Below are 6,669 nucleotides of genomic sequence, written 5' to 3' on the forward strand. Positions count from 1 at the left end.
CACGTCCTGGCCGAACGGGTGGCCGACGGTCGCCTCGGTGTGATGGGCCTGGCCTACCGTTTGGCGGACGGCAGTGCACACCTCGTCGCCGCCCGCGGTCTCGACGTAGCGGTTCCCACCGCGTCCTGACCGCCCGCTCACCCAGATCGATCGCGAGTCCAGCTCGCGGCCCGCGCCGCCCCAGCGGGGCCGCGAGCTCTCACGTTCTGCCTCGACTTGTACGACAAGCGCGGTGGCTGGCTGTCGGAGCACCCGCTGGTAGGGGTGGGCTCCGTGTGCAGGCGCAGCTCACCAACTCACCGCTCCCCGGGCTCGGGCAGCGGGCTTGCTAGCCGACCATGATCAATCTCAGCGCCAACCGCTGTACCGATGTTCTTACCGGCGCCAATTGCATCGGATGCGAATAGGCGACACCCGGCCGCGTGGGCCTTGCATGCTGGGTAAGGCGGTCGACGGTCAGACGACTGCTGGCTGAACCATCAAGGTTCCTTCGGCGGTATCCATGGTGGCCTGAGTGCCGAGTGGGATGGTCGGAGGATGCAGGCCGTGTCCGGCAGGGAGTCCACCGAGAACGGGAACACCCAGGCGCGTCAGCCGGTCGCGCAGGACGTCGGCGATGCCCCATCCCCCCAGGGTTGAATCACCGACATCCTGGTCGAAGCCGAGGAACTGGCCAAGTGCGACACCGCACAGCCCCTCCATGGCCCCGGTACGGGTCAGCTGAGTCAGTGCGCGGTCGACCTCTCCCAGCCCTGTGCCTCTCTGGTGTTCGAGAAAAAGGATCGCCCCCTTAAGGCTCGGCAGACCGGCTCCGGCTTCGGTGCGGATCGCGTCAAGGTTGCCGCCGACGACACCGGTCGCGGTGCCCTCGACGGTGACCGCCGCGCTGGCTTGGCTGATGTCCCGGTGGATGGTCACAGGGGCGGTGGTCATCAGCGCGCGGCGAAGGGCTTCGCTGACGCCGGCCCGGACCATTCGTCGCTCCAGTTGGCGAACGGGCCATGCAGCGAGGCCACGCCTTGCTGGTGAACGTCGGCGCAGGCGTAGCGCCGCGGTCGCCGTGGCGTGTGATCAAGCCCGCCCCGCACGCGCCACTTCCAACGCCTCTTGGAAAGAGGTCATAGCCGCTGCAGGGCTTCCAAACTCTGCAAATACCTGCCCCAGCTCATTCAGTGTCTCCGCTTCGCCCAGGCGGTTGCCGAGGTTGCGGTGGAGGGTAAGAGCTTGCTCCGCGAGCCGGCGGGGACCTTGTTCTGCGGACACCGCGCGAACGAGTGCGCCTGGGTCGCGGAACCCACCGTCGCCCTCGACAACCTCGGCTACGGCCTCACCCAGGTCGTGCCGTGCTGGATTTCGAGACCGCCCTCACCCCGCACGGTACGGTCTCGAAGCCGCGCTCGGCCGACGGGTCAGGCCGGGGGCAGCGCCCAACGGTTGATCATTCGCGCGCCGGCCCTGATGTCCCGGCGCGCGGCTTCGACGTCGCGCAGGTCGCCCTCCAGGCCGCGGGTGAACGTGAGCAGCACGCTGGTCGCCTGCTCGGCGGTGTCGGGGACGATGTCGGCCATGGCGGAGGCCAGCAGCCGTGCGCCGGGCTGTTCTTCCAGAGCCGGACGGCGATCTCCAGCTTCACGGTGAGCACGCCGAGCACCTTCTCCTCGGCCGTACTCGCGGCCTCCGCCGCGTTGGCCTCCTCGGCGGCCGACTCCCCACGCCCGGATGACCTTGGCGAATGCCTCGTCCTTCGTCCTGGCGTACTTGTAGACGGTCGGACGCGACAGCCCCGCGTTCCGGCAGGCCTGCCTCAGCAGTGGTAGAGCACGCGTACGACCATCGTGTCCGGCGTGCGGGAGTCCAGGTACTCATTGAAGTACCGGTACCGTTCGGGCCCGGCGATGACGAGCCAGCGGCCGTCCAGGGTCAGAAGCGCGTTCGTGGGAAGCGCCTGGTCCGCGGCCTCCCGCATGTATGTGCCGAGGTCGCCCACCAGACGGGCGGCCGGGTCGCCGCCCACCAGATCCTCGAGTTCCGGCCGGTCGGCGAGCGCGACCAGCGCCGGCTGGGTGCGGTAGTCCTCCACGGCCTGCGGCACCGGATAGCCCTCGGGGTCCGCGTAGTGCCTGGCCCAGAAGTAACCCGACGGGCGCACCGGCGGATACCCGGCGGCGAACGCCCGCCATGCCTCGAAGGCACCGCGCGCCTCCGCGGCCGCCCGCGCACGCGGTGTCTCCAGATCGAGCAGCCCCCGCGGCCCGCCGTCGCACAGCGAGAGGGGAAGATCCCGCGGCTCTCCGGACAGCGTGTGGGTCGCCCGGACGAGACGCGCGTCGTCCTCATGGCCCGCGACGACGCGGAACTCGCAGCCCCCTCCGTCGATCCGCCAGTAGTCCCACCAGGTCTCCACCTCCGGCTCGCCGGGAGCGCGGCGGCCGTACTCGTACGGCACCATGGCGGCACCGATCACCTCGGGCAGGTCCCCCGGCTCGCACCGGGGAACGCACACGGTCACTCGCTCTTTCGCCATGGCCCTCGCGGCCCTCTCCTCAGTCGCTGTCTCATGCCACCTGCGAGGTGATGCAATCGGGCAGCCATCCGCCGCAGCCGCGCCGGAAGTCCTTGTACATGTCCCAGCCCATGGCCAGGTCGCCGAGCACCCCCAAGGCGCCCATGACCTTACCCACGCGCGCTCCCCCGCCCGCTCTCGGTTCCGTCTCCACTCCGGGCATGCGGGGCGCCTTCCCCGGCGGCCGGATCCTCGTGATGGTCCCGACCCTGGACCTGCTCGTACAGACGGCCCAGGCGTGGCGGCTGCTGGGCCACCGGGAGCCGATGGTGGCGGTGCGCTCGCTGGAGAACGACCCCGTGCTGAACACGCTCGAGGTGCGCACCACCACGAACGGGATCCAACTCGCCCTGTGGGCCGGGGCCGGGCCGGTGGTCATGTTCGCCACGTACGCCTCGCCGGTGGACCGCGACGACCCCGACCAACCTGCGCAGCCGGCGGGCTGGGGCAGGCGGCGGGAGACGCAAGAAGGATGGCAGGAGGCACTGACAGAGCCTCCGCGGCCAAGCAGCAGCTGGTCCCGCCCCAGCACCGGGACCGCAGCTTGCTGCAGGTGGGGTATCGCGACGACAAGGCCTACAGCTCCCGACCCAACCGCCTCTGCCTGCGAAGACGCATGAGCAAGCACACGAACCCCGAACCGAAGAACCCGGCAGTGCGGAGGAAAAAGCGGCAGTCCCCGCCAGCATGCCGGCCGGGACTGCCGAAAAGGGCCGTCACGCGGCAGCCTTCTTCCACCAGGCCGATGCTCATGTCACTGCTCACCCGTTCGCGGACCGGAAAAACGCCGAGCACACAGCCGGGGGCGGCGAAGTGAGAACCCTTCGAGACTGCCGCCTGAAGGGCGACGGCGTCCACCACGCCATGCTTGGTATCGCCCCCTGCACAACGTCGCCCTGGCTGGGTGACCGAGAAGACGAGCAGGTCAGCCAGCACACCGTAGATCATTTACGGGACAAGACTTAGCTTGATCTTTAACGACCGGTGCCGAATGGTGCGTCGAACTTAATCACTTTGTCCGGTATCCGCAGGACACGGAAGCGGCCTTCGTCTGAACATGTGCTCCGACCAAGGAACACACATCTTCAGAACGAAGGCCGTGGGGATGTCTGCTGCATCGAGACACACGACGAGACGCTTTGACGCAACTGTCACGCTTGCCCTGGTCGCTCGAAGCGAATCGGCGTGCCGGCCCGGGCGCCTCATCGGCAGCGGCGCCGGCACGGCGAACGGCTGGGTCAGAAGGGCTTGATGGGCAGGTACTTGCCGTCCAGGGTGATCACCGCGCGCTCGCCGCCCTCGGGGTCGGCGACCTTCTTCACGTCGAGCTTGAAGTTGATCGCGCTGATGATGCCGTCGCCGAACTGCTCGTGGATCAGGGCCTTGAGCGTGGTGCCGTAGACCTGGACGATCTCGTAGAAGCGGTAGATCGTCGGGTCGGTCGGGACGCCGCCGGGGATGGAGCCGCGGACCGGGATGGTCTGAAGCAGTACGGCCGCCTCCTCATCCAGGTCCAGCAGTTCGGCGACCGCCCTCGCGGCGGCCTCCGGCAGGGGATGCTGACCCAACAGCGCGGCGGTGGTGAATGCGACCGACAGGCCGCTAACGTCGGCGAGCTGTTGCCAGGACAGGTCCTTGCGCGTCTTGGCCTCGACGACTTCGGCGGCCAGGGCCTGGCGAGCAGCGGGGTCGAACTGGGCGTGCACCATGAGGTGTTCCTTTCCTACGTGCCGGCCCGCACCACGGCGGGCACAGCGGACTCGAACGGTCGGGGGACCAGACCGCCGGACGGCGGCCTGGAGAAGAGGGGTACGGCGGCTCAGGCCGCGAGGGCGGCGGATGAGTCCGTGCCGGGGTCGAGTTGGTCGACCGCGCCGGTGGCAATGTCGTAGACCCAGCCGCGCAGCGTGAGCGTCTTCGCCGCCAGGCCCCGGCCGACGCAAGGATGCGTCGCCAGGTTCGCCAGCTGGTCGATCACGTTGCTCCGTGCCAGAACGCTCACCTCGTCCTCCCCGGCCCCGGGCTCGGCACTGGCCGCGCGCGCCGCACGGGCCAGGGAGGCGTCCGCGTGTCGCAGCCAGTGGGCGACGCCTGGCAGGGCGGTGAGGTCGTGGTCGTCGACCAAAGCGGTCATCGCACCAAGAGCGCCGCCGCCTGGGCCTTCGTCCGCCTCACCCGACAATGGGTCGCCTCCATGGGGTACCCCGCCTCCCCGTGAGACCGCGCCCCCAGCAGCCGGCGCCGCTCCTCCTCGGTCATCCGGCCCCGGATAGCCAGGATCTCCTCGCTCACCTGGCCCCGCACCGTGGAGGCCATCGCGTCCAGCGTGGAGAACCGCGGTATCTCCAAGTTGGCCTCGACCAGCTTCTCTAGCGCGATGTTGATCAGATCAGCCGGATTGTTCTTCGACGCCGCAGCCACCCGCCTCGTCTCCCCCGCGAGCCCGCGGGCGGCCTGGCCGTCGTAGCGCACCCCGCACCGCTCACGCACCCACGACCGGTACCGATCCGCCGTGCGGCCGGAGGCATACCCGGCAGCGTGCTCTCCGACAGCTCCACCGCCCGGCGCACGACCCAACTTGCGCCGACGGGTCCTTCGGGCCGGCCACCGACAGCGCGGTGCGTTCCCTCCGGTCGGCGTACGGGTTGCCCTTGGACGGCATCGTCGCGGCGCCCGCCGGTAGTCCGCACGGCGTGCCTTCGCCCTGGATGTCCCTAGCCGACGTCGAGGACCAGCTTGCCGCGAGTCTTACCGCTCTGACTCAGGCGGAACGCCTCAGCGGCCTCGGCCAGCGGCAGGGCACGGTCGATGTGGACCTTGAGCTTGCCCGCGTCGGCGAGTTCGGCCAGTTCGGCGAGGTCCGCGCTGTCGGGCCGCACCCAGACGTGGTGGCCGCCCCGCTGTGTCACGCCGGGGTCGACGATCGAGGCCAGTCGCCTGGGGTCCTTCAGCAGGTCCTGGGAGGCGGCGACCGCGTCACCGCCGACGTTGTCCACCGCGGCGTCGACGCCCTCCGGCGCGAGCTGCCGCACCCGGTCGATCAGGCGGTGGCCGTCCCCGTAGGTGACCGGTTCGGCGCCCAGGGACCTCAGGTAGTCGTGATTGCGCTCGCTGGCGGTGCCGATCACGCGGGCTCCCATGGCCACGGCGATCTGCACCGTGAACGACCCCACACCGCCGGCTGCCGCGTGCACCAGGACGGTGTCGCCCTTGCTGACGCCCACCCGGCGCAGTGACTGCAAGGCCATCAGCCCCGCCAGAGGCACGCCGGCCGCCTGCCGCCAGTCCAGCGATGCGGGCTTGCGCGCGAGGGTGCGCACCGGCGCGGCGACGAGCTCCGCGTAGGTGCCGTGCTGCACCTCGTCCTTGCGGACGTAGCCGAAGACCTCGTCGCCGACCGAGAACTCGGGGGTGTCCAGGCCGACGGCCTCCACGACGCCTGCGACGTCCCAGCCGGGCACGAGCGGGAAGTGGACGTACATGATCGGGTCGAGGTGCCCGGCGACGATCTTCCAGTCGACAGGGTTGACGCCGGCGGCCTTCACCCGGACGAGTACCTGGTCCGGGCTGACCTTGGGGTCATCGGTCTCCGCGAATTCAAGCGTTTCCGGACCGCCGTAGTGGTTGGTGATGATGGCTCGCATGAGCGAAGTCAACAGGCCGGGGACTGAGGTTCTTCCCCGGCTGGCCGCCCGGACCGGTCCGTTCAACCCTGTTGGCGGCACCGCCGGCTGCGCTCCGACCGGCCGACCGCGTCCTCTCCGACCGACCGCCCTTTCTTTTGTGACGTGGCCTCCACGTACGGCCCGGTAGCCCCGCGCGGTCGCGGAGCATCCCCGCGGTGCGGGGGCGACGCACCCGGCCAGTCCACCGGGGCGCACGCGTGCCGCGGGTCCGCGGTGCCAGGCGTCCCCGCCCGGCACCGCCGTGCCGCTTGCGCGGGGTCGGCCTCAGGGGTGTGATCCGTGGGGCACGTAGGCCTTGCAGTAATTGCTGTAGTAGCCGTCGTCGATGACCACCCAGAAGCCGGTGCTCTTGCCCACCACGCTGTCGGCGTGCAGGCCGTACTGGCCCTGGTACCAGGCCACCCAGTCGGCGGTGCTCGT

General features: G+C 70.0%; 8 protein-coding genes and 5 pseudogenes. 5 read left to right on the forward strand and 8 right to left on the reverse strand.

Going from position 1 to position 6,669, the window contains the following annotated elements; genetic code table 11:
• Positions 1-129, forward strand: a pseudogene (locus GT030_RS36775) (carbonic anhydrase); the annotation flags it as partial.
• A 327-nt stretch (positions 130-456) separates the two neighbouring features.
• Here the strand turns inward: GT030_RS36775 and GT030_RS26450 are convergent.
• The 4 genes from GT030_RS26450 to GT030_RS37215 all read right to left on the reverse strand — a co-directional run bounded on the left by GT030_RS26450 (position 457) and on the right by GT030_RS37215 (position 2,681).
• On the reverse strand, positions 457-975 hold the full coding sequence (locus GT030_RS26450; RefSeq protein WP_161203261.1) for a hypothetical protein: 519 nt from the start codon (positions 973-975) through the stop codon (positions 457-459).
• 434 nt (positions 976-1,409) lie between these two features.
• Positions 1,410-1,568: a hypothetical protein gene (locus tag GT030_RS26460; protein WP_161203263.1), complete on the reverse strand. Its 159-nt coding sequence runs from the start codon at positions 1,566-1,568 to the stop codon at positions 1,410-1,412.
• Between the two features lie 236 nt (positions 1,569-1,804).
• Positions 1,805-2,524, reverse strand: coding sequence for a hypothetical protein (locus GT030_RS26465; RefSeq protein WP_161203264.1), 720 nt, complete (start codon positions 2,522-2,524; stop codon positions 1,805-1,807).
• A 31-nt stretch (positions 2,525-2,555) separates the two neighbouring features.
• Positions 2,556-2,681 (reverse strand): hypothetical protein, encoded by a 126-nt coding sequence (locus tag GT030_RS37215; protein ID WP_272920723.1) that lies wholly within the window; start codon positions 2,679-2,681, stop codon positions 2,556-2,558.
• Between the two features lie 43 nt (positions 2,682-2,724).
• Between GT030_RS37215 and GT030_RS36780 the strand changes: the two are divergent.
• The 3 pseudogenes from GT030_RS36780 to GT030_RS26475 all read left to right on the forward strand — a co-directional run.
• Positions 2,725-2,991 (forward strand): annotated as a pseudogene (locus tag GT030_RS36780) (helicase); the annotation flags it as partial.
• 140 nt (positions 2,992-3,131) lie between these two features.
• Positions 3,132-3,242, forward strand: a pseudogene (locus GT030_RS36785) (IS5/IS1182 family transposase); the annotation flags it as partial.
• A gap of 137 nt (positions 3,243-3,379) precedes the next feature.
• A pseudogene (locus tag GT030_RS26475) lies at positions 3,380-3,471 on the forward strand (IS5/IS1182 family transposase); the annotation flags it as partial.
• Between the two features lie 330 nt (positions 3,472-3,801).
• Here GT030_RS26475 and cynS read toward each other — a convergent pair.
• The 3 genes from cynS to GT030_RS26490 all read right to left on the reverse strand — a co-directional run bounded on the left by cynS (position 3,802) and on the right by GT030_RS26490 (position 5,140).
• Positions 3,802-4,272 (reverse strand): cyanase, encoded by a 471-nt coding sequence (gene cynS / locus GT030_RS26480; RefSeq protein WP_161203265.1) that lies wholly within the window; start codon positions 4,270-4,272, stop codon positions 3,802-3,804.
• 110 nt (positions 4,273-4,382) lie between these two features.
• Positions 4,383-4,697 (reverse strand): carbonic anhydrase, encoded by a 315-nt coding sequence (locus GT030_RS26485; RefSeq protein ID WP_346009753.1) that lies wholly within the window; start codon positions 4,695-4,697, stop codon positions 4,383-4,385.
• Positions 4,694-5,140 (reverse strand): DUF4158 domain-containing protein, encoded by a 447-nt coding sequence (locus GT030_RS26490; protein ID WP_161203266.1) that lies wholly within the window; start codon positions 5,138-5,140, stop codon positions 4,694-4,696. Before GT030_RS26490 ends, GT030_RS26485 begins: the two co-directional genes overlap by 4 nt.
• Between GT030_RS26490 and GT030_RS36790 the strand changes: the two are divergent.
• Positions 5,110-5,217, forward strand: a pseudogene (locus GT030_RS36790) (hypothetical protein); the annotation flags it as partial. The gene GT030_RS26490 and the pseudogene GT030_RS36790 sit on opposite strands and share 31 nt — an antisense overlap.
• Before the next feature lie 60 nt (positions 5,218-5,277).
• Here the strand turns inward: GT030_RS36790 and GT030_RS26495 are convergent.
• Positions 5,278-6,207, reverse strand: coding sequence for an NADP-dependent oxidoreductase (locus GT030_RS26495; protein ID WP_161203267.1), 930 nt, complete (start codon positions 6,205-6,207; stop codon positions 5,278-5,280).
• Between the last annotated feature and the right edge of the window lie 462 nt (positions 6,208-6,669).

This window comes from Streptomyces sp. SID1328, assembly GCF_009865595.1.
In the GTDB taxonomy this organism is placed as follows: domain Bacteria; phylum Actinomycetota; class Actinomycetes; order Streptomycetales; family Streptomycetaceae; genus Streptomyces; species Streptomyces griseoluteus.

Coding starts and splice junctions, on each gene's coding strand:
- GT030_RS26450 (WP_161203261.1), bottom strand. CDS start 975: ATGGTCCGGGCCGGCGTCAGCGAAGCCCTTCGCCGCGCGCTGATGACC.
- GT030_RS26460 (WP_161203263.1), bottom strand. CDS start 1,568: ATGGCCGACATCGTCCCCGACACCGCCGAGCAGGCGACCAGCGTGCTG.
- GT030_RS26465 (WP_161203264.1), bottom strand. CDS start 2,524: ATGGCGAAAGAGCGAGTGACCGTGTGCGTTCCCCGGTGCGAGCCGGGG.
- cynS (WP_161203265.1), bottom strand. CDS start 4,272: ATGGTGCACGCCCAGTTCGACCCCGCTGCTCGCCAGGCCCTGGCCGCC.
- GT030_RS26485 (WP_346009753.1), bottom strand. CDS start 4,697: ATGACCGCTTTGGTCGACGACCACGACCTCACCGCCCTGCCAGGCGTC.
- GT030_RS26495 (WP_161203267.1), bottom strand. CDS start 6,207: ATGCGAGCCATCATCACCAACCACTACGGCGGTCCGGAAACGCTTGAA.